17 protein-coding genes are annotated in these 23929 nt (G+C 39.2%); 12 read left to right on the forward strand and 5 right to left on the reverse strand.

Annotated elements, in window-relative coordinates; all coding sequences use genetic code 11:
• The first annotated feature begins 107 nt into the window (after positions 1-107).
• Together JTI58_RS16655 and dinG are read left to right on the forward strand one after the other, a co-directional pair.
• Positions 108-2249, forward strand: a complete 2142-nt coding sequence (locus tag JTI58_RS16655) for a 5'-nucleotidase C-terminal domain-containing protein (RefSeq protein ID WP_205442391.1) — start codon at positions 108-110, stop codon at positions 2247-2249.
• Between the two features lie 180 nt (positions 2250-2429).
• The gene (gene dinG, locus JTI58_RS16660; protein WP_205442393.1) at positions 2430-5201 is read left to right on the forward strand and encodes an ATP-dependent DNA helicase DinG; all 2772 of its coding nucleotides are present in this window, start codon (positions 2430-2432) and stop codon (positions 5199-5201) included.
• 71 nt (positions 5202-5272) lie between these two features.
• On the opposite strand, the gene JTI58_RS16665 is transcribed toward dinG, so the two are convergent.
• On the reverse strand, positions 5273-5932 hold the full coding sequence (locus JTI58_RS16665; RefSeq protein WP_205447358.1) for a TetR/AcrR family transcriptional regulator: 660 nt from the start codon (positions 5930-5932) through the stop codon (positions 5273-5275).
• Between the two features lie 320 nt (positions 5933-6252).
• Between JTI58_RS16665 and JTI58_RS16670 the strand changes: the two genes are divergently transcribed.
• Together JTI58_RS16670 and JTI58_RS16675 are read left to right on the forward strand one after the other, a co-directional pair.
• Entirely contained in the window at positions 6253-8286 is a 2034-nt protein-coding gene (locus tag JTI58_RS16670) for a CocE/NonD family hydrolase (RefSeq protein ID WP_205442394.1), read from the forward strand.
• A gap of 22 nt (positions 8287-8308) precedes the next feature.
• The gene (locus JTI58_RS16675) at positions 8309-9607 is read left to right on the forward strand and encodes an MFS transporter (protein ID WP_243456086.1); all 1299 of its coding nucleotides are present in this window, start codon (positions 8309-8311) and stop codon (positions 9605-9607) included.
• Between the two features lie 132 nt (positions 9608-9739).
• Here the strand turns inward: JTI58_RS16675 and JTI58_RS16680 are convergent, their stop codons facing one another.
• A complete protein-coding gene (locus JTI58_RS16680) occupies positions 9740-11560 on the reverse strand; it encodes a sensor domain-containing diguanylate cyclase (RefSeq protein ID WP_243456088.1) in 1821 nt (606 codons plus the stop codon).
• A 175-nt stretch (positions 11561-11735) separates the two neighbouring features.
• On the opposite strand from JTI58_RS16680, the gene JTI58_RS16685 reads away from it, so the two are divergent.
• The 5 genes from JTI58_RS16685 to JTI58_RS16705 all read left to right on the forward strand — a co-directional run bounded on the left by JTI58_RS16685 (position 11736) and on the right by JTI58_RS16705 (position 14987).
• On the forward strand, positions 11736-12503 hold the full coding sequence (locus JTI58_RS16685; protein ID WP_205442395.1) for an isocitrate lyase/PEP mutase family protein: 768 nt from the start codon (positions 11736-11738) through the stop codon (positions 12501-12503).
• Between the two features lie 25 nt (positions 12504-12528).
• Positions 12529-13086 carry a bifunctional transcriptional activator/DNA repair enzyme AdaA gene (locus JTI58_RS16690; protein WP_205442396.1) on the forward strand — a complete coding sequence of 186 codons (558 nt, stop codon included), beginning with the start codon at positions 12529-12531 and terminating at the stop codon, positions 13084-13086.
• A 14-nt stretch (positions 13087-13100) separates the two neighbouring features.
• Positions 13101-14015 (forward strand): DNA-3-methyladenine glycosylase family protein, encoded by a 915-nt coding sequence (locus tag JTI58_RS16695; protein ID WP_205442397.1) that lies wholly within the window; start codon positions 13101-13103, stop codon positions 14013-14015.
• Complete coding sequence (locus JTI58_RS16700) at positions 14002-14487, forward strand: methylated-DNA--[protein]-cysteine S-methyltransferase (RefSeq protein ID WP_205442398.1); 486 nt, start codon at positions 14002-14004, stop codon at positions 14485-14487. The genes JTI58_RS16695 and JTI58_RS16700 overlap by 14 nt, the downstream gene beginning before the upstream one ends.
• Before the next feature lie 182 nt (positions 14488-14669).
• The gene (locus JTI58_RS16705; protein ID WP_205442399.1) at positions 14670-14987 is read left to right on the forward strand and encodes a DUF378 domain-containing protein; all 318 of its coding nucleotides are present in this window, start codon (positions 14670-14672) and stop codon (positions 14985-14987) included.
• 103 nt (positions 14988-15090) lie between these two features.
• On the opposite strand, the gene JTI58_RS16710 is transcribed toward JTI58_RS16705, so the two are convergent.
• From JTI58_RS16710 to JTI58_RS16720, 3 genes are all read right to left on the reverse strand, one after another.
• Entirely contained in the window at positions 15091-16611 is a 1521-nt protein-coding gene (locus tag JTI58_RS16710; protein WP_205442400.1) for a CoA-acylating methylmalonate-semialdehyde dehydrogenase, read from the reverse strand.
• A 13-nt stretch (positions 16612-16624) separates the two neighbouring features.
• A complete protein-coding gene (locus JTI58_RS16715; RefSeq protein ID WP_205442401.1) occupies positions 16625-17986 on the reverse strand; it encodes an aspartate aminotransferase family protein in 1362 nt (453 codons plus the stop codon).
• A gap of 172 nt (positions 17987-18158) precedes the next feature.
• A complete protein-coding gene (locus JTI58_RS16720) occupies positions 18159-19328 on the reverse strand; it encodes a PucR family transcriptional regulator (protein WP_205442402.1) in 1170 nt (389 codons plus the stop codon).
• A gap of 141 nt (positions 19329-19469) precedes the next feature.
• Here JTI58_RS16720 and JTI58_RS16725 point away from each other — a divergent pair, with 141 nt between their 5' ends.
• From JTI58_RS16725 to JTI58_RS16735, 3 genes are all read left to right on the forward strand, one after another.
• The gene (locus JTI58_RS16725) at positions 19470-20714 is read left to right on the forward strand and encodes a Zn-dependent hydrolase (protein WP_205442403.1); all 1245 of its coding nucleotides are present in this window, start codon (positions 19470-19472) and stop codon (positions 20712-20714) included.
• A 44-nt stretch (positions 20715-20758) separates the two neighbouring features.
• The gene (hydA, locus tag JTI58_RS16730; RefSeq protein ID WP_205442404.1) at positions 20759-22162 is read left to right on the forward strand and encodes a dihydropyrimidinase; all 1404 of its coding nucleotides are present in this window, start codon (positions 20759-20761) and stop codon (positions 22160-22162) included.
• Positions 22163-22262: 100 nt separating this feature from the next.
• Positions 22263-23630 (forward strand): NAD(P)-dependent oxidoreductase, encoded by a 1368-nt coding sequence (locus tag JTI58_RS16735; protein ID WP_205442405.1) that lies wholly within the window; start codon positions 22263-22265, stop codon positions 23628-23630.
• The last annotated feature ends 299 nt before the right edge of the window (positions 23631-23929 follow it).

Below are 23929 nucleotides of genomic sequence, written 5' to 3' on the forward strand. Positions count from 1 at the left end.
ACTAGTTTTTAAAATTATAATTTTACAAATGTTCTAGTATTTTGTGTCATATTTATGTAGAATTTAGTTGTTAGTACATCATTTTACTAGTGGAGGTATCATTTGTCATGGAAAATAAACGTAACAAATTTTTAACAGTTACTGCGGCAGCATTAGCTGTAACAGCGGTAGCGGTAGTACCAGCATCGGCAGCAAGTCCTTTTTCGGATGTAAAGGAAAGTCATGCAGATTTTGAAGGTATTGCTACACTTTATGCAGCAGGGATTATCAGTGGTTACCCAGATGGTACATTCAAACCAGATACAAATGTCACACGTGGACAAGCTGCAAAAATGATTGCAGGCGCATTAAAATTGGATACTAAAGAAGTAGAGGATCCAAAATTTACGGATATTAGTGCATCGAATCCTTATTATGGCTCGATTGCAGCGCTTGTAGGATTAAATGTCATTACAGGCTATGGAGATAATACTTTCCGTCCAAACCAAACTATTACACATGGTGATTTAGCAAAAATCTTAGCATCTATTCCAACATTACCAGAGCTAGAAAGTGCAAAAAATCATGAGGCTAGTGAAAAAGTTACACGTGGACAACTGGCAACATTCATTGCAGAAGCTCTAACAAAATCAAACCCAGAAACACCTGAAACACCAGAGACTCCAGAAACACCAGAAGATGCATTCTCATTATCGATTTTACACGTTAATGATACACATGCTCGTGCAAATGAATTACCTAAATTGGCGACAGCTGTAAAAGAACAAAGAGAAGCAAAGAAAAATGTTTTAACATTACACGCTGGCGATGCATTCAATGGTACATTATATTTCAATGAATTTCATGGACAAGCAGACCTAGCGCTATTAAATGAAATTGGCTTTGACGCAATGGTATTTGGTAACCATGAATTTGATTTAGGTGCCTCTCCTGAAGGTCATCAAGCATTAGCGGATTTTGTTAAAGGGGCTAAATTCCCATTTGTAGATGCTAATACTGATTTCTCAGCAGATGCTAAATTCACAGGTTTATTTACTGATTTAATTTCAAGTGAGCCTGAAAATGGTAAAATTTATTCTGGTATTGTAAAAGAAATTGATGGAGAAAAAGTAGGTATTTTCGGCTTAACGACTGAGGAAACGGTTGATATTGCTTCTCCTGATAAAGTAACATTTACAAATTATATTGAGGAAGCGAAAAAAGCAGTGGCAGCCTTTGAAGGAATGGGTGTCAACAAAATTATCGCTTTAACACATATTGGCTACAATGATAATCCGAATGTTGATAATGATATTTTACTAGCTAAAAATGTACCAGGCATTGATGTCATTGTTGGTGCACATGATCATACAAAATTAGACGAGCCATTTGTTGTTGATACAAATACAGTAGGTGAAGCAAAGGATGCTACATTAATTGTACAGGCCAATGAGTATGTAAAATACTTAGGTACGCTTGATGTAACATTTGATGGAGATGGTGTAGTTACTGAATATGGTGGCGAGTTAATCGACCTTGGTAAGGTAGCTGAAGACGAGACATTAGTGAAATTACTAGCACCTTATAAAGCAAAAGTAGATGAAGTGAACAACAAAGAAATCGGTGTAACACTAAAAGAAGCTTTAGCTAACCCACGTGCAAGTGAAACAAGTCTTGAAAGTGTGCGTAGTAATGAAACAGCCCTAGGTAATATCATTACAGACGGTATGCTAGCAAAGGCACAAAAATATACTGATAAAACGGTTGTAATGGCATTACAAAATGGCGGTGGTATTCGTGAAGCAATTCCAGCTGGGAATATTACAGTTGGTCAAGTAATTACAGTATTACCATTCGGTAACACTTTAGCATTAATGGATGCAACAGGTGCTGAGCTAAAAGCAGCATTTGAAGTGTCCTTGAAAAATGCACCTAAAGAAAATGGTGGCTTCTTACACATTGCTGGAGCGAAATTACAATATGATTCGTCAAAAGAAGTAGGCTCACGTGTTGTATCTATCGAATATTTAGATAAAGTAACAGGTAAATACGTTGCTATTGAAGATGGTAAAACTTACACAGTAGCTACAAATGCCTATACTGCTAAAGGTGGAGATGGCCTAGATATGTTTGCTAAAGCATATGAAGAAGGTCGTGTTACAGATTTAGGCTTATCTGATTGGGAAAACCTTCAAGAGCAATTACTATCACTTAAAGAAGTGAAAACAACATCAGAAGGTCGTATTGTTGATGTTGCAAAAAAACAATAAGCTTGACATTCTTTAAGTAAACAATCAAGTACCATTCATTTACGCAACCTTAGAGGCTTTCTCTAAGGCTGCGTTTTTTTTGTATGGATGCAGTGATTTAACAAAGGGGAGAAAGGATGCCTAGGAGCCAATTATATGATAAAATTCAACTTATCTAATGTGAACTGTGAGTTGAGATGTATGATGGAAAGTCAAAAATATGCAATTGTAGATTTGGAGACAACTGGTCATTCACCAGCCAATGGGGACCGGATGATTCAAATTGCCGTTGTTATTATGAAGGATTGGGAAATTGAGCGTACCTATACGAAGTTCATTAATCCTGGGAAAGCAATTCCAACTTTCATTCAAGATTTAACGCATATAACGAATGAGGATGTAAAGGATGCTTTACCATTTGAAGCGCATGCGGATTACATATATGAGCTACTTGCTGACTGTGTATTTGTCGCACATAATGCAGATTTTGACTTATCCTTTTTACAAGCAGAGTTTAAACGTGCCGGACTTCCGAAATGGCAAGGCAAAAAAATGGATACGGTGGAACTGGCTAAAATTTTGTTTCCTATGTCTCTCGGTTTTAAGCTAGGGGATTTAGCGGCTGATTTAAATATCGAGCTAGCAAATGCACATCGAGCGGATGACGATGCACGCGCGACAGCAGAGCTATTCAGGCATTGCTGGAAGGAGCTGTTAAGTCTGCCACAGCTAACGCTTGAACAGATGCATAAGCGTTCATTTCGCTTGAAATCAAATATTTCTCAGCTTTTTTTTGAGGCGTTGCAAATTAAACGCCAGCATATTACAGGCCGTGAGAATGTGCATTATTATCGTAATTTTGCGATTGGCAATGGCCGAAATAAGCATGAACATATGACAGAAACGATTCCCTACCCTCAATCAGTAGCTGAGAAAATATCTTTAATGTCAAAGGCAATGCCGAATTTTGAGGAACGACCTGCACAATTTGACATGATGGACACGATTTGGCAGGCATTCCATGAACAACAGGAGTGCGTGATTGAAGCTTCTACGGGCATTGGGAAAACTGCTGGCTATTTACTCCCTGCGATCTTATTTGCCCGTGCTGTCGATAAAAAGATTGCCATCAGCACTTATACTTCCTATTTACAAGAACAGCTTGTAGAAGAGGAGTTACCAAAGATCGAAAAAATCCTTGGAACAAAAGTGAATTTGTGTGTGCTAAAGGGCATGCAGCATTATATTGATCTCGAGCGCTTTGAGCAATGTATGGCACATGCTGATGAATCCTATGATGATACATTTACTATTTTACAAATACTCGTTTGGCTGACAAAAACAGAGACAGGTGTATTGAGCGAGCTCAATGTTTCTGGTGGCGGACAACTATTTTTAGAAAAAATTCGAAAAATACCGAATGACAAGCCTTCAAAGGGTTTTGATTTCTATGAGCAAGCTTTAAAGAACAGTGCAGTTGCTGACTGTATTGTAACGAACCATGCCATGGTGTTAAGTGATTTAGTGCGTCAAACACCACTCTTTACAGAAATAGATGGCTGGATTATTGACGAGGCGCATCAATTTATTCAGGCTGCTATGCAGCAGGATGAAGTGGTCTTCTCCTATACACAGTGGAAGTATATTTTTGGACAAATTGGCACGATGGAGGACACCGCTCTATTTCAACAATTTTGCCAAGCAGCGAAGAAAAAACAGCGAGTGGCCATGCAAAATTTGCAGCATCTAGACGCACAATTTATACGTTTACAGCGGACATTTGATGAAACCATTCAGAGGGCTGTTCAAAAAATGCAACAGCAAATGAAAGGCAAACAAGCAGGTAGTAAATGCACCTTGTTCTTAGAGGATGTCTCACTTGCGAAAGAATCGTTTGCACAAGTAAGCAAACTAACCCAGCAATGGCTGGATCTCGCTACTAGCATTACGCAGTCATTCGAAAATGCGATTGAGCAGCTTGATAAAAACGATCAATATGTATTATCAGAATGGCAATATTGGATTCGAGAAGTGAAGATAAAAATTGCTGAATGGGACGATATTTTTCTATCACCACAGGAAGGCAATTCTGTTTGGTTAGAATTTGATGTACGGAGTGTCCCTGGTAGTCTTCATGTCTTTAAAAAGCCTGTCAATGTCACGCCGATAATTGAACAAGTATTAGCACCATTACGTCAACAAGCAAGTATTGTTTGGACATCTGGCACATTAACGGTACCAGGCAATGAGGGTTTTGTTACACGCCAGTTAGGTATCGCTGATAATGTCGAAGTCTTGAAACTGCAAGCTCCGCCAGCCTACTATGCTGGAGCAAAGGCATTTATTGTCACCGATATGCCAGATATTCAGCATGTCAGCCAGGAAGAATACATTGAGGCTGTTGCCCATGCAATTACGCGGACTGTTCGAATGACAGAGGGACGTTGCTTTGTGCTCTTTACAGCACAGGATATGCTACGAAAAACAGTCGAGCTTATCCAAGATAGTGAACTTTTAGATGATTACATGCTATTTGCACAAGGTGTAACAGGCGGTAGCCGTATGCGTATTCTAAAATCATTTCAAAAATTTAGTCATGCCGTTCTATTTGGTACAAACAGTTTTTGGGAGGGGGTAGATGTTCCAGGAGATGCACTGGCCTCTGTCATTGTCGTACGATTACCATTTTCTTCACCAGAAGAGCCTGTTTTTAAGGCAAGGGCAAAGCACCTAACTACTCAAGGCCGCAATTCCTTTACTGAGCTTTCCCTACCAGAAGCGATCATGAGGTTTAAGCAAGGCTTTGGTCGATTAATACGTTCTTCGCAGGATAAAGGAGCTTTTATTGTCCTAGACCGACGAATTACTAGTAAGTCATATGGGAAAGAGTTTATTAAGGCATTGCCACCTATCGATGTCAAGAAATTACAGCTACCCGAATTGTTAAAGGAACTAAATCATTGGCAAAAATAATAGAAACCCCTTTTAGCATTGCTAGAAGGGGTTTTTTACATATTGTTGAAGCCATAAAAGAGTGGCAATGTTTATGATTCTCGTTGCTTGTTTTTATTTTGCTCATCAAAAAGATTAGCATTACGAACGATTTCTGTAATATATTTCATAGTGATTGCCGTTGCTTGTTCGGCATCATAACTTTTGCGATTATTCAATAGGTTCGTAAACATGCCTTGCCAAATTAATAGTGTAATTTCATTGATGGCATCAACATTGCCTTCAGTTAAGTAGCCTTCTTTTAAAGCGATCTCTAACATAGAACGCCCTCGTTTCGTTAGACTGTGTTGAAATAAAATGGTCTTTAAATCATCAGGGATATTGATTAAATCATTGGGGTAAAAATTATAATAATTTTCCAATAGTGCTTCTGGTGTTTCCCCTAAATCCATGATAAAGACTGCGTGAAAAATCTGAGGTTGTTTGAAGGAATATTGACAAAAGCACTCCCAAGCCAATAAGTATTTTTCAATAGGATCTTTGCCTCTTTCTATGTAGCGAGCAACTTCGTTGGTATAGTCTTGCAAGCATCTCATCGATGCAAAAAATAGAAGATGCGAGATTTCTGAAAAATAATTGTAGATAGTAGCACTGTTGTAACCTGCTTTATCAGCAACCTTTCGAATCGTGACATTTTCCAGCCCTTCTTCTTCGATGATTTCCGCAGTGGCATCTACAAAGTATTTCCACATACGACTCCTTTGTATTTCCTTTTTCTTCAAAGTAATATCCCCCTAACGAACAAATAATTACTGTAAAATCATTAATTAAATGTATATATTTACCGTGTTGTAGCTAATTTAAACTTATTATAGCATAACAATTTTAATTTCCTTCTTTCATTATAGCATTAGCTTTTATCATTTTAAGAGTTGTGCATTAGAATTTCAGGTGATATACTAATCACAATTATTTTATAATCATGATTACTAAATAATCAAGATTCTGAATAATTAGACGAAGAGGATGTATAACAAGGAGTCTTGCTTAGACACAAGGGGAGGATTATGCAATGAGTAAAAAAATTGTGACACAATTTGAGTGTACATATGAAACGATTGAAAACACATGGATCGAGTTAGCAGACGGCACAAAGCTTTCTAGTCGTATTTGGCTACCAAATGTGAAATTAGGAGATAAAGTACCAGCCATTTTAGAGTATATTCCTTATCGCAAAACAGATGGAACGAGAGCGAGAGATGAACCTATGCACGGTTATTTTGCAGGACATGGCTATGCTGTTGTGCGAGTGGATATGCGAGGTTCAGGTGAGTCAGATGGTTTATTAAAGGACGAATATCTAAAGCAAGAGCAGGATGATGCCCTTGAAGTCATTGAATGGATTGCAAACCAAAGCTGGTGTGATGGCAATATCGGGATGATGGGGAAATCGTGGGGCGGATTTAATTCTCTACAAGTAGCAGCTCGTCGACCACAGGCGTTAAAGGCGATTATTACCGTAGGCTTTACAGATGATCGTTATAACAATGATATTCACTATAAGGGCGGTTGCTTGTTAAACGATAACTTCTGGTGGGGTGCTATTATGTTAGCTTACCAGTTACGTCCGATTGATCCTCACATTGTTGGCGATAGCTGGCGTGAGAAATGGATGGAGCGCTTAGAAAATATGCCTTTATGGATGGCACAGTGGATGGAGCATCAAACAAGAGACGATTATTGGAAACATGGTTCAGTTTGTGAGAATTATCAAGACATAGAAATCCCAGTTTTTGCGCTAGATGGCTGGGAAGATTCCTATACAAACACAGTCTTAAGCTTAATGGAAGGGCTTTCTGTTCCGAGAAAAGGCATCATTGGCCCGTGGGCACATGTTTATCCACATGATGGAGTGCCAGGTCCTGCAATGGGCTTTTTACAAGAAGCTGTGAAATGGTGGGATCATTGGTTAAAAGGAATAGACAACGATGTAATGGATGGCCCAATGGTGAATGTCTGGGTTGAAGAGAGCATGGAGCCATCCGTTAAGAAACCAATCAGCAAGGGCTATTGGGTTGGTTTAGAATCGTGGCCAGCAGCGGAATCAATACAAACTAAGGTGTATCAGCTGACACATGGAAAACTAGTAGAAAATCGCAGTGAGCAACAAGAGCAAGTCCTACTAAAAACTCCTCAAAATCATGGTCTTTTATCTGGTGAATGGATGGGTGCTGGCGTACTAGGCGAAAGTCCAGCAGACCAACGATTAGACGATGGAATGGCAATGGTTTTTGAAACGGATAGGCTAGAGAATGCATTAGAGATTGTGGGCTATCCAAAATTTGAAGTGGAATTAAAAAGTGACAAACAACATGCAATGCTGTTTGCACAGCTATCAGACGTAGCACCTGATGGAGCTGTCACACGTGTATCCTATGGCGTGATGAACCTAACACACTTAAATGGGCATGATCGTGTAGACCTGTTAACACCTGGTGAAAAAGTGAAGGCCTTTGTTCAGTTAGACTGTTGTGGCCATCAATTTAAAGCGGGACATCGTTTACGTCTATCCTTAGCTACAACGTTTTGGCCGATGTTTTGGCCAATGCCAGAAGACGCTACATTGACATTAAATCTAGAAACAGCTACCTTATCATTGCCAACCTTCCATGGTCAGCAAGTAGTAGGACCTAATATGAATGCTGAAAGTGCACCATTAACGCCAATCACAACGCTACAAGAAGGAAGAGTCGATCGTTCTATAGCCTATGATATTTTAACAGATACATGGACATGTATTACAGATGGAGTTGGAGGCGTATTTGGTGAAGGCATTTATCGCTTTGATGATATTGATGTCACTGTAGAACATAATTTGAAACGAGAATTAACCTTAACGAATGCTGATCCACTATCGGCTCAGTATACAATCTATCAAAAGATGAAAATTGGTCGTGAAGGCTGGTGGATTGACGCTGATATTACTGTTACCAAAACATCCGATCAGGAAAACTTCCAAATTGTTGGGGAAATGGCCATCAAAGAAAATGACAAACAAGTCTTCCATAAGGAATGGAATCAAAAAATTAAACGTCATGGCTTGTAAATAACATATAAGGGGTAAACATATGGAGGCTAAGTTAAAAAAGAATACAGCTACTTTAGTTATTTTAGCTGTTTCAGGTGCATTAATTTACGCATTGCCTTATTTTAGAAACTACTATTATGATGTCTTTCTAGATGCATTTCATTTAACCAATACACAAATGGGGACACTTGGTAGTGCGTATGGTGTTTGTTGTTTAATTTCCTACATTTTTGGAGGCTTTTGTGCAGATCGTTGGAAAACGAAATATTTATTAACCATTTCTTTAGTAGCCACAGGATTATTAGGGTTTACATTATTATTGTATCCACCCTATCCAGTACTTCTACTGATTCATGCTGCTTGGGGAATCACGTCCATTATGACGTTCTGGGGAGCATTAGTAAAAGCGGTTCGTTCTTTAGGCTCTGAAAATGAACAAGGAAAAGCGTTTGGATTTTTTGAAGGCGGACGTGGTGTAACCAATATTATTCAATCCGCTGTGATTTTAGGAATCTTTGCTTTTTTTGCAAAACATATGAGTGATAAAATGGCTCTCTCAGCAGTGATTACGGTGTATTCTGTCATTTGTCTTTTGTTGGGCCTCATGATTATGATGCTGTATAAAGATCCAGAGCAAGGAACTGTCAGTCCAGAAGATAGGGAGAGCAGTAAAACGTTTGATTGGGCAGTCCTTTGGAAAGTGTTGAAGATGCCAACTACTTGGCTTGCGACTATCCTTATCTTTACGTCCTATGCGATGATTATTAGCTATTATTACATTACACCTTATGCAACGGCCGCATTTGGTGCGTCTACGTTAATTGCTGCGGCTTTGGGCTATTTCTCGCAATATTGTCGTCCAATTGGTAGTTTTAGTGCAGGAATCATAGGCGACCGAATTGGTGTGTCGAATATGGTGTTAATTGGCTATATTTTGTTAGCGTTTGGTTTAGTAGGGCTCATTTTATTGCCAGGAAAAGCTTCTTTCATCCTTATGCTTTTAGTGTTCATTGGGATTATCTATACATCTATGTATGCTTTACAAGCGATGCATTTTGCAATTCTAGTAGAAGGTGATTATCCAGTAGAATCAACAGGAACTGTGTCTATGCCACTGATGATAATTGGTTATAGTGGTGAAATCTTTATGCCAATTATTGCAGGAGCCTGTTTAGATTACTGGGGTGGCACAGCGGGCTATAAAGTATTCTTTGGTATTTTATTAGCCTTAGCTATTATAGGATTCATTACTGTAGTCATTTGGCAGCGTGTGACGAAAGAAAAACGCCGAGAAATTGCCTTACAACGAAAGCTTTCGAAGGAACAGGCACTTACTTAATTTAGATAAACAGAGAGCTTACATTGGTTTCTTCCAAAGCAAAAAAAGCTGCGAATAGTTTTTTTACTATTTAAGGTGCGATATATAAGTTAATTATTCACAAGTCAATGTGTAAACAAGAACAAGGAGGCGTCAAGGTAATGACGCCTCTGTTTTCGTCTCCGGTTTTGTATGATCTAGTAAAAATTCCACACGATTTCTACCATGGTGTTTGGCCTGATATAAAGCCTTGTCACATCTAGATAATAAGGAATGAATTGTATCGCCCATCACAAAGCATGTCACACCAAAGCTTCCTGTTTTGTGACCAACAACTGGAAATGAATGCTGTTCAAGCTGCTGTCTTAGATTTTCAGATAGCTGCACAGCATCCTTTAAATGAGAACATGGGCAAATGACTAAAAACTCTTCACCGCCCCATCTACCAACGATGTCTCCAGCTCGTACATTATTTTTCAATAGCTCTGCTACAGTTTGTAATACAGTATCGCCTACCTGATGACCATGTTCATCATTAACGGCTTTGAAGTGATCAATATCTAACAGAATCGTAGAAAGAGGTGTTCCATTTATTTGAGCATTTTCTAATTCTTTTTCTAATACATCATCTAGGCGTACACGATTTGGAATCTGTGTTAGATGATCTGTGTTAGCTAATACTTCAAGCTTCAGCTTCGCTAATTCAAGCTCTTGGGTGCGAGCGTGTATTTTCTCTTCAAGTTGCTCATTTAACGTTTCTTGCATGATTTGATGTTCTTTCTTGATAATATTGATTTTATCTCCTAATGCTAAAGATAAAAAGATTGATTCAAAAATAGCTCCAATAGCCGGAACCTCCTCAAATATACGTGGATGGAACGGGATCACACTTAAAAAGGCTAGTGCTTGAACGATAATGGAGCCAAGTAAAACCGTCCAACCAATTAGATAAAATCGAGCCATTTTTTGGCCCTTTACTAATACAAAAATGCCTGACAACCATAAAAAAGTAAAGACAACAACAGCAAAGCTAGTTGTAAAATTATTGGTGATGGACACATCCGGAATGATAAAGGAAGCCATTAAAGAACAGATCGTAATCCATAAAAGCAATTTTCCTAGTTTGTGGAATAGCGGTAGAAATTTTTTTAACTCTAAAAATTGAATGCAAAATAAAAGCATAAATACAAGCAAAAGATTTCCACTGACTGTTAAAGATTTGATAAAGAACGCTTTCGGCAACCATGGTCCTAATAATTCAATGTCTAGTGAATTTAACGTAGCTTGATAGAAAATAAAGCTCAGCATATATAAAACATAGAAGAAATATGCTTTGTCTTTTAATGAAAAATATAAAAATAAATTATAAATTAAGAGGGCGGATAAAAAACCATAAAAGATACCTGTTAAAAATTTATATTCGCTGATCTTGTTGATGAAACTGATTTCACTATAAAGATAGGATGTTATACTGAATGGTAATGCCCCGTCTAACTTGAAATAAATTTCACGAATAGCAGGATCATTGATTTGAAATAAATTAGATCGTGAAGATATCGATTGCTCCCCTAGATTGGCGATTCCTCTTTTTTGTACCTCGTAGGTCCCATCTGCTTTAATGACATACATATCAATGCTATCTAGTTTATCAGTTACCTCTAGCCAATAGGATTTATTTTTATCTATTAAAATATCATCCATGGATAAACGTAACCAAATAGTATCTCTCGTATGCCAGAAGAATGGATACGATTGATTACTAGCCACAAAAGAATGGTCATGGACACCACTCAATAAATCTTCGATAGAGGCCTTTTTGGAAGTGTCTCGAAAAATTTCATAATGCTGTCCTAACACAATAGGATCTAGCAGCTTATCTGTTTGGCTGATTGCACTAACAGGGGGGATGAGAGCGAACATAACTAGGATAATAAGTATGAATAAATTTATTCTTCTGACAATTTTATTTTCCATGTAAGGGTCATAGCTCCTATTCTACAGTTACTAGATTATATGTAAACAATTGAATAGCCTATTACAAGATATTTGCCACAACATTATTATAGATCATAACAGCAAGATTGAGGACGAAATAAAAGGATAGTTCCTGATAATATAAGGTCTAACAAACAGCATGGAGGCTTATATTATGTCAAAAATTCAGGAATTCTATGATTTACATTTTTCACAAGAGCTATTATTTATTGGGAATGCTTGGGATGTTTTATCAGCATTATCATTAGAAAAGGCAGGCTTTCAAGCAATCGGCACAACAAGCTGGGGCATAGCGAACTCACTTGGCTATGCGGACGGTGAAAAAATCGATTTTCAACGACATCTAACAATTATTCAATCCATTACAGAGCAAGTCAACATACCCGTATCAGCAGATATTGAAGCGGGGTATGGCCATGATGAACAAAGTATTATCGACAATGTTTTGAGAACGGCAGATGTGGGAGTAGCAGGGATTAACATTGAAGATTCCCTTAAACATCAAACAGGCTTAAGAAGCATAATTGAACACTGTTATTTATTAACAAACATGAGGAAAGAATTAGATAATCATGGCTATAAAGATTTCTTTATAAATGCTCGAACGGATACGTACTTTCAATTGGAGCAACCATTTGAGGAAACAATAACAAGAGCAAAAGCTTATATTGAGAGCGGAGCAAGTGGTATATTTATCCCAGGCTTAACAGATGCCAATGAAATAAGCACGGTGACTTGTAATATAAATGCGCCCATTAATCTTCTTTCTTTACCTAATTTAACGAATGTCAAGCTGTTAAAAGAATTAGGGGTGAAACGTTTTAGCTTTGGTAATGCACTTTCAGATAAAATAATTGCGCATTTAACACAGCGTGCTGCACAATTAATAAAAGACCAAGATACTTCTGTGTTATATATTTAGTCGATGGGAATGAGGTGAAATAATCATGGACAATGCAGTCAATTTATCATTTGAGGAAAAATGGGAAAAGATTATAGCGTGTGATCAAACCTATGATGGGCTTTTTTATACAGCGGTTAAAACTACTAAGGTTTATTGCCGTCCTTCCTGTAAATCCAGAAAACCGAAAAAGATGAATGTTGAATTTTATGAAGATATCCAAGAGGTAGAGGCGGCTGGCTATCGGGCATGTAAACGATGTCAGCCTGAAATCGAACATTCCCCACACACGCAATTGATTAAAAATGTTACGACTTTTATGATGAACGAATATAAACAAAGATTGACTTTACAGGATATGGCGGAGCATGTTGGCCTCAGTCCCTTTCACCTTGAACGACTATTTAAACAAGAGACTGCTGAGACGCCCCGAACGTATTTAGAGAAAATCAGAATTGATAAGGCTGCCCATCTATTAAAACATACCAACTTTACAAATTTAGAGATATGTTATGAAGCTGGCTTTCAAAGTCCATCTAATTTTTATAAAGTTTTTCGACGGATGAAAAATTGTTCACCTACAGAATACCGTAACTTATCGTAACAGGGAGACATGATATGAAATGGACAAACGATGTTGGTTCTTTAGTTATCGAGTTACCACAAGCATTTAATTATAGAGAGTGTTTGCAGTTCTTAAAGCGCTCACATCACGAAATTCTTCACCATATAAAGGATAATGTGCTCTACAAATTATTGAAGATTGATGAACAATTTATTTTATGTGAAATAACTGAGCAAGCCCATAAAATAATAGTAACATTCCCAATGAAACAGCCAGCTAGCCATGAACAGGCAATCATCGCTCAATATGTCGCAGAGTGGTTTGATATAACAAATGATTTGCAGGGGTATTACCAGATGGCTGAAAACGATCAAATCTTAAGTTCACTTGTGAAAAAATATAGCGGATTACGGTTAATCGGGATTCCTGATTTATTTGAAGCATTAGTTTGGGCAATTATTGGTCAACAAATAAATTTATCTTTTGCCTATACGTTAAAAAAGAGATTTGTCGAGCAATTTGGAGAATATATTTACTTTGAACGGCAAAGCTACTGGCTGTTTCCAACGGCAGAGAGAATAGCTGTTATTGAGGTAGATAATTTGATCAACCTCCAATTTACACGGCGGAAATCAGAATACATTATTAATATTGCCAAAATGATCACAAGCGGTCAATTGACAAAAGATTTGTTGCGTCAAAAAGAAGACTACGAAGCCATGAAAAAAAGTTTAATGGACATTCGAGGAATTGGTGCATGGACAGCAGATTATGTGCTTATGAAATGTTTACAACAACCGACTGCATTTCCAATAGCTGATGTTGGTCTGCATAATGCTTTGAAAATCCAACTAGCATTAGAACGAAAACCAACGATTGAAGAAATGAAGAACTATGCGAAACATTGGCAAGGCTGGCAAGCTTATGCCACTTTTTATTTATGGAGGTCACTGTATGAAACGATATAAATTAGATTATCAATCACCCATTGGAATTATTGAAGTAGAGGGAAGTGCTACTGCAATTGATGCCATTAACTTTGCAGAACGAGAGCAGATGATCAACATTCCTCAGCAAGACACACCTCAAGTTCTATTAGAATGTGTTAAGCAATTGCACGAGTATTTTCTAGGTGAACGTCAGGAGTTCTCATTTCCTTATGTATTTCAAGGTACAGATTTTCAACAAGCTGTTTGGCATGCCTTACCGAGTGTAGGCTTTGGTGAAACGGCTTCATACAAGGATATTGCCATTGCTATTAACAATGAAAAAGCTGTAAGGGCTGTCGGTAGTGCGAATGGTAAAAATAATATCAGCATTGTTGTGCCATGTCATCGAATTATCGGCTCCAATGGAACGTTGACAGGTTATGGAGGCGGGATGTGGCGCAAAGAATGGCTGCTTCAGCACGAGCAAACACATAAAAATTCATCCAAGTAATGCGGTTCATAGGAGTATATCCTTACGCCATTTGTACACAGTATAAAAAAGACGTTATTGCAAAAAATAAGACCGTCAAAATGGCGGTTGTAATGACTAGTCTTTGTCATTTTATCGCTTCTTATGACACCTCCCTGCTAAGAAATATAGCTTGGAGTATTGACGATAAAGGAGGTGTACACATGAGCGTGCTTTATAGAATCGCTTTAGTATTAGTCATTATAGGTGCAATCAACTGGGGACTCATTGGATTCTTTAGATTTGATTTAGTGGCTTATTTATTTGGTGGACAAACAGCGGTCTTATCTCGATGGATTTATGCACTCGTTGGGCTTGCTGGGCTGATTACGATACCAATTCTTGTAAAGCGATTTGAAGACGAGGATGATGTGGATACATTCACTCGTATGGATAGAAATCCTAGCTATGGTATGGAGGCTGGGGAGGAAGCAGATTTCTCTGAAGTAAGAGAGACGGAAGAGAAAAAAGAGAACAAGTAGTTACACTGTAAAAACTGGTGACCATGTTAGCTCGTCAGTTTTTTCAATAGCAAGCTTAAATATTCGCGTAGCTACTGACTACGCGAATATTTGTATTTCATGATTAGTCTTGATTACTTGGAAAGGCAAAGGATGAGGTAACGTCATTCCCTTGTTCTATCCATTTTTCTGAGATGGTTTTCGCTTTGGTGAAAAAACGTACTTGGTCAGGTCCAAACATATGCCCTTCACCAAATCTTGAACGTTTCCAGCCACCAAAGTTATGATAGCCTACTGGAATAGGTATCGGTACATTGACACCTACCATACCTACTTCAATTTCAGTGGTAAACTTTCGAGCAGCTGCACCATTGTTCGTAAAGATGGTTACGCCATTCCCTAATTCATGGGCATTAATGAGGGCGATAGCTTCCTCTAGTGTTGCTACGCGCACGACATTCCGTGCAGGCCCAAAAACCTCTTGCTCGTAAATTTCCATCCCAGGCTTTACATGATCGAGTAAAGTAGGACCGAGATAGAAGCCGTTCGATTGTTTGGCAATTTCCGGATTTCGTCCATCACAGACTAGTGTTGCGCCTTCCTCTAGGCTACGATCAATATAGCCAATAATGGCGTCCTTTGATTGCTGAGTGATGACTGGTCCAAAATCAACTTCGGCATCTGTATAGGGACCCACTTTTAATTTGGCAATTTTACTGGCAAGAATACCGACTAATTTATTGGCCGTATCCTCACCAACAGGAATAATGGTTGAAAGTGCCATACAACGCTGAGAGGCAGCTCCATAGGCAGCCCCTAAAAAAGCATTAGCAACATGCTCTAAGTCAGCATCTGGCATCACCACCATATTATTTTTACCGCCACCTAATGCTGTGACACGTTTCCCATGTTGAGAGGCTGTAGCATAAATGGCTTCTGCCACTGGCGTAGAGCCTACAAAGGAAATTGCTTCAATGGCTGGGTGACATAACAGCTCATGAACGGCATCTTTATCGCCATTAATAACCGTCCAAACCCCATCTGGTAAGCCTGCCTCTTTCCACAGCTCTGATAAAAATAAAGCGGAGCAAGGAACTCGCTCTGACGGCTTCAACATAACACAGTTTCCTACTGCCACCGCCATACTTGTAATCGCTAGCGGTACCATGACAGGGAAATTAAACGGCGAAATAGCTGCTACGACGCCTAATGGTTCTTTCACAGAATAGGCATTGATATGACCACCAACATTCACAGAGTACTCTCCTTTAAGTAAATGTGGGGCATTGATGGCTAAATCAACAGATTCTAAACCCCGTGTAATTTCGCCCTTGGCATCCTCAATCGTTTTGCCACTCTCTGTACAGATCAAATCAATTAGCTCATCGATATTTTCTGTTATGAGTTGGCGGAATTTAAGGATAATTTCAGTTCGTTTCCCAACAGATAAGGCGCGCCAAGCAGGAAAAGCCGCTTGGGCAGCAGCGATCGCTTCCTGTACCTCTTGTTTTGTTGCCAAAGGAACACGAGCAATGACAGTGCCAGTGCTTGGATTGTAAACATCTGAAAACTGTCCGCTTTTTCCTAGAACTGTTTGTCCATTGATAAAATGTCCTAACTCTTGTATGTCTGTATTCGTTACCATCTAGCTATTCCTCCTACAGTTTAATAGATTGTAAGGCTTGCACAAATTTTTCAACAATGAAATCCTTCTCATCTGAGGAAATAATCAGAGGAGGAGATAAGGTTAACACATTATTGAAGCCTGCAACGGTTACACCATTTTTCCCAATGATTAACCCTTGTTCCTTACATTGTGTCATTACTTTGTTTACAAGCGTGATATCGAGTGGTGTTTTGCTGTTTTTATCTTGAACAAGTTCTATGCCAATTAATAAGCCTTTCCCTCGAATATCCCCAACATGCGGGTGCTCCTTTAATTGCTCCTGTAGGGTAGTAAGTAATGTAGCACCTAGTGCAGCAGAGTGGGCAAATAAATTTTCCTGCTCCATTATTTCAATATTTTTTAATGCGACGGCACATGCTGCTGGCGATCCACCGAACGTGTTGACATGGCGGAAAAAGTCGTATTCCTCTGTTCCTGCAAACGCCTCATAAATTTCACGTCGAACAGCTGTGGCAGACAGTGGCATATATGCACTGGTTAAGCCTTTTGCCATTGTCACGATATCAGGCTGGATGCCATAGTTTTGGAACCCAAAAGCTTTGCCTGTCCGTCCAAAACCACAAATGACTTCATCAACAATAAGCAGTGCGCCATGCTTCTCACAAACAGCTTTGACTCCTTGTAGGTAGTTGTCATGGGGCATAATTACACCACCGCCAGTAATGATAGGCTCCATAATGACAGCTGCTATGGAATCGGACATTTCCCAAGTCATGACATGATCGATTGCTTGGACGGATGGCAATGCACAAGGGTCCTTACTTTGAATATGGTCTTCATTAGCACGATACGAGTCAGGTGGCGTAACATGTAAAAATCCTGGTGCCAGTGGCTCATATTTATACTTTCGTTGGGCTTGTCCAGTTGCAGCTAGAGCACCCATGGAGCTACCATGATAGGCACGGTAACGCGAAATAATTTTCGTGCGATTAACGTGACCTTTTTGTTGATGATATTGTCTAGCAATTTTGAAGGCAGCCTCATTTGCCTCAGAGCCACTATTGGAGAAGAAGACGACATAATCATCACCTAATAGCTCACTAATTTTTTCACTTAATTGAATGGCAGGGATATGCCCAACAGATAATGGTGTATACGTATTTTCCAGTAATTGCTCATAGGCAGCTTTAGCAATATCCTCTCGTCCATAGCCAACATTCACACACCATAAACCAGCCATCGCATCTAAATAGCGTTTGCCTTCAATGTCGGTAATCCACGCGCCTTTAGAGGATTGCACAATCATCGTTGCATTTGGATTATATGGCTTCATTGAGTGCCATACAAATTGTTCATCTTTTACTTGCCAATTGGGACTTGTAACATTTGTCACGAAGCTTCACTCCTTCTAAACAGGTAGTTGATTAGCATGCATATGTTTTCGTCAGATGTGGACAACAAAAATGCACAGTCGACCCCATTTGTACTTTATATGTATGCTTCAAGTATTTTAGAAGGAGTATTTAATGAGAAAGAAAATTCAGTTAATTTAAAAGTTTGACATGCTATTGATGCATTAAGACATCCTCTATTAAAAAAGCAATATACAAATTAGTCTTCGTAAAGGGATTGCTTAAGTCCATATCCAATAGCATTTCAATTTTCTTAATTTTATAAAGGACCGTGTTACGATGGATAAATTGACGTTCACTAATCCTGCTTGTACTGCCATTTTCCTCTACAAATATGCGTAAAAAAGGTACATAGTCTGTGCCATGTAATTCATCATAGCGATAGAGCTGTCCTAAAATATCCTGACTGAAGGACTTCATCAGGGGCTGGTTTTGCACAGCCATCAATATTTTATAGGCACCGATTTCTTTGTATTTATATAAATAACGATTGTTATGAAGCTGTGCTAAATGAATGACAGTTAAGGATTCATCATAGCTTTGGCGAACTTTTTCTAGCTCTTTATGATAGTTACCTTTACCGATAATAATATCCAAGTAACCATTTTTTAAGATGATTTTTTCATAGATTTCTTCCACGACTTTTGAGAAGGGTATATTTGGTGTATTGATTTGTGCTTTATCAATTAAAAAGATGAGGTGATTTTTATGCTTTAATTTTAAGAAGCGTTGATAGCGATTTTGAAAAGCGAATTGGATCATGACTTCGTAACGGTCAATAGCCGCTTGGGTGCCAATGGTTGTACATGTTATGATCGCTAATTCTCTTCCTTGAGGAAATCCTAGCTGTGCTAGTTGATCTTTCATTGTGTTAGCGTTTTGTTTGTACTGAAATAGTAGATTGAAAAGAACCTTTTCTTCGATAGAAAGCTCTTGATGATGGTTGGCAATAAATTGAAAGGTAGTTTTTAATAGATCGGCAATGCGATAATTCCATGGCATTTGAAAAATAGGGAAATCATGTTGATTGGCAAAAGAGATGACGGCTTCTGGAATATTAGGAATGAATGGTCCTGTATTAATGATAAAGCCAGCTACTTTTTTTGTGTATGCCTGTTTGACAAGCTGTTCCAAGGAATCTTGCTGTGCATCTAAATTAATGCCTGTTGTGACGACCAATTCATTGGGTCTACAAAACATGATTAAATCACTGCTTTCCACAACATTAATACCAGTAACTCTGCGATACGTACCACTATGTCCAGCGACTAATGTGAGCATTGGGAATTGAACTCCCTCTACAATTTTACGAATCGTCCCCATACTTCCCCCCCCTTAATTATGAACATAACTTACCATATATGATGTGCAGTTGCACATATTTTTTTAGTGTTATATCCATATCTCACAAATTTTATCTATTTTAGAATGTTTATTAACTACTGTGAAAGAGAGGACTTGCATATGTATAAATGTAATAGTAGACGATTGCAAGAGTTAATTGAACAATTTAGTCAATTTGGGGCCACTGAAAATGGTGGCGTCACACGTTTGTCTCTTTCGAATGAGGATGTTCTAGCAAGAAACTATTTTTGTGAATGTTGCAAAGCGTTAGGAATGGATATTCAGGTGGATGATATGGGCAATATGTACGCCACTCTTCCTGGTAAGAAGAATGTGCCACCCATTGTCATGGGTTCCCATCTAGATTCAGTTGAAAAAGGTGGAAGATTTGATGGCGTGTTAGGTGTACTAACAGCGATTGAGGCCATTCGAACAATAAAGGAAAATGATATTGAAGTGGACATCCCACTCATGATTGTCAATTTCACGAATGAAGAGGGGGCACGTTTTGATCCAGCCATGATGAGTTCTGGGGTCATCACCTCGAAATTCGACAAAGAAAAAATGCTGCAATCCACAGATAAACATGGCATTCGTTTTCAAGAAGCGTTACAAGCAAGTGGCTATGAGGGAGAGCAAGCCAATCGTCTGAAGGAAGCACTTGCTTATATTGAATTGCATATTGAACAAGGGCCAGTACTAGAGGCAAAACAACTGGAAATTGGTGTGGTAGAGGGTGTACTCGGTATGGTTTGCTACGAAATTACCATTACAGGACAATCAAATCATGCAGGTACAACACCAATGTCAATGCGTAAAGACCCGATGATTGTGGCATCGACCATCATTACAGAGCTACATGAACAATTAGGAAAAATTGATGAACAACTTGTTTTTACCTTTGGTCGTATGAATGTTTCCCCGAATATTCATACCGTCATCCCAAATAAGGTGACATTTACAATTGATTCTCGTCACCAAAAACCAGAGGTCATGCAACAGGTTGAGGATATTCTCAACGCGCTTCCAGAAACAGCAGGTGGATGCCATATTCAGCCTGTCAAGTTGTGGGGCAGGGATACCGTGTATTTTGATAGTGCGATTTGCAATGAAATAGAAAGAGCTTGTCAAAGCTTTGGCTATTCAGCGCATCGAATGTTTAGCGGCGCTGGACATGATGCGCAGTATATGGCAAGTATGGTTCCTTCCGCGATGATTTTTGTTCCAAGTATTCAAGGCAAGAGTCATTGTGAGGAAGAGGAAACAGCCTTTGAGGATTGTGCAAAGGGCGCAGATATTTTACTAGAAACGGTGTTAACGCTACAAACGAAGTTTAGTATGGGCGAAACATATACACTGCATTAACTATCAAGCATTCTCTAATTTTGCGATGAAGGGTGAGAGGCATAATGAAAAAAATCATTAAAGGTGGACGAGTAGCAACGGCTGCTGATGTATATGAGGCAGATATTTTAATTGATAACGGTAAAATTGTTCAAATTGGCCGAAATTTAACGGATGCTGGCGCTGAAATTATTGATGCTACAGGCAAGTATGTATTACCTGGTGGCATTGATCCCCATACGCATTTAGACATGCCATTCAATAATACGGTGACAGATGATGATTGGAAATCAGGCACCATTGCAGCGGCTTTTGGTGGGACAACGACTATTTTAGATTTTTGTTTAACAGCAGGGGAAGAAAAATTATCGGCAGCGGTAGAAAAATGGCATGACAAGGCAAAAGGAAAGTCAGCTATTGACTATGGCTTCCACTTAATGATTGGTGAATTAACACCTGAAACCGAAGCCGAATTACCACAACTATTGGAGCAAGAGGGCATTACTTCTGTCAAGGTCTTCATGGCTTATGCAAAAGAATTCCAAGCGACAGATCGTACACTATTTAAAGCCTTTAAAATCGCCAAGGATCTTGGTGCGATAGTGATGGTCCATTGTGAAAATGGCTCTGTTATTGATGAGCTAGTAGAGGAAGCAAGACGTGCAGGACATAAGGAACCAATCTATCATGCACTGACTCGTCCTGCAGAATTGGAAGGCGAGGCAACAAAACGTGCCATCGAATTAGCCCATATAGCTGGTGCGAAGCTCTATGTGGTGCATGTGACATGTAAAGAAGCGGTAGATGAAATTATTGCTGCCCGTGAAAAGGGCTATGATGTCTATGGTGAAACTTGTCCACCGTATTTAACACTCGATCAATCAGCATTAGCACAGCCAGGCTTTGAGGGAGCGAAATATGTTTGGTCACCTCCACTTCGTCCTAAATATCATCAAGAACATTTATGGCATGCCTTAAAGGCAAAACAGCTACAAACGATTGGCTCAGACCAATGCTCCTTTAGCTTTAAGGGTAAAAAGCAGCTAGGCTTAAATGACTTCTCAAAAATTCCGAATGGCGGGCCATTTATTGAAGACCGCTTCAGTATTTTATATTCAGAGGGCGTGGCAAAAGGTAGAATTTCCATCAATGAATTTGTTGATATGATCTCTACTAGTGCCGCAAAGATATTTGGTTTATTCCCGCAAAAAGGAACAATTGCAATTGGTTCAGATGCGGATATCGTCATTTTTGACCCAGAGGCACAGCGCCAAATTTCGGCTAAAACACATCATATGAATGTGGACTATAACCCATATGAGGGCTGGGAGGTAACAGGTGAGCCTGTTAGTGTACTCGTACGTGGGGAATATGTCATTAAAAATAAAGAATTTGTAGGCGTACTTGGCAGTGGGCGATACATTAAACGTCCATTAAAAACAGTAGCTGCGGAAGCACTTAATATTTAGCTTCCTACAGGGATAGGACCGATTGTTTTGACTGGAGAGCAAAGCAATCGGTCTAGTAATTAGAGTACGGAAAAAATGAACACATGAGGGGGATGTGGAAATGGTTCCGATTCAAGAGAATGCGATGACCATGCAGCTTAGACGTAATTTTGTGGAATTAAAAGGCAAGATGACAAAGAATGAGGCTATTGAGGAAGCCAATCGTTGTCTATATTGCTATGACGCACCATGTATTAAAGCATGTCCAACAAGTATTCAAATCCCAAATTTCATAAAAAAAATTGCATCCGGTAATATGAAGGGTTCAGCTACGACTATATTAGAAGCAAACCCAATTGGTGCAAGCTGTGCAAGAGTTTGTCCAACGGAAGAACTGTGTGAAGGGGCGTGTGTCTTAAATTCTTCAACAAAGCCAATTAAAATTGGTGAGTTACAACGCTATGCAACGGATTGGGCAATGGAAACCAATGCTCAGCTATTTAAACCAGGGTCATATAATGGTCAGAAAGTAGCCATTGTTGGGGCAGGTCCTGCTGGTTTGTCGGCAGCGCGTGAACTCAGTCGCTTAGGCTACCAAGTAACGATCTATGAGGCTGAAGCGAAGGCTGGGGGCTTAGGAAGCTATGGAATTGTAGCGTTCCGATTGCCAAATGATGTCGTAGATTGGGAAGTAGAGCAGATTGAACAGCTTGGTGTGGACATACAAACGAACACAGCTGTAGGTGTGGATATTTCTGCTGCTGAAATTTTGGCGCACTATGACAGTGTTATTTTAGCTGTCGGCATGGGTGCTGTCCCGAATCTGGGCATTGATGGGGAAGATTTAGAAGGGGTACATGATGCCATTGAGTTTATTCGAAAAACAAAAATGGGACCGCTTACAAATGATATTGTAGGGAAACGAGTAGCTGTAATCGGTGCTGGAAATACGGCTATTGATGGTGCTACAAGTGCGGTACGCTTAGGAGCAGACAATGTACAAATTCTTTATCGCAGAACACAAAAAGAAATGACGGCATACAAATTTGAGTATGAATTTGCCAAGCAGGACGGCGTGGAATTTAAATGGCTAACGGCACCAAAGAAAATTATCGGCAATGAAGCAGGAAAGGTGACAGGCATTGAATGTGTGAAAATGAAGCTTGGTGAGGTGGGTCCTGATGGTCGACAACGCCCAGAAGAAGTAAAGGGCTCCAATTTTATCATTGAAGTGGATGCTGTTATTAAAGCCATTGGGCAAACTCGTTTCGTATCGTTAATTGAAGCCTTTGGTTTAGCTCATACAAATGGTGTCGTCGATATTGATGAGACAACAATGCAAACGTCCAATGACAAGGTATTTGCATGTGGAGATGTTGTCTTTGGCAATGGACAGGGTGAAGCGATGGTAGTGACCGCTGTGCAACAAGGCAAAGATGCAGCATACAAGATTCATGAACGTTTAAGAAAACCAAGTGAGATTGCATAAAGTGAACCTTCAATCAGTGGAGGCTCTTCATCCTCCACTGATTGTTAGTTTCACCAATCGGGTTTTTACAGGCTGTTAATACCCCATCTGAATGATTTTATAATATCTTACATTTTGAAGTGTTGGTCTTACAGCCTGTTAATACGGGATAAAGTGAACCTTCAATCAGTGGAGGTTTTTCATCCTCCACTGATTGTTAGTTTCACCAATCGGGTTTTTACAGGCTGTTAATACCCCATCTGAATGAATTTTTATTATCTTACATTTTGAAGTGTTGGTCTTACAGCCTGTTAATACGG

It is taken from the genome of Lysinibacillus fusiformis (assembly GCF_016925635.1).
Taxonomy (GTDB): Bacteria; Bacillota; Bacilli; order Bacillales_A; family Planococcaceae; genus Lysinibacillus; species Lysinibacillus fusiformis_F.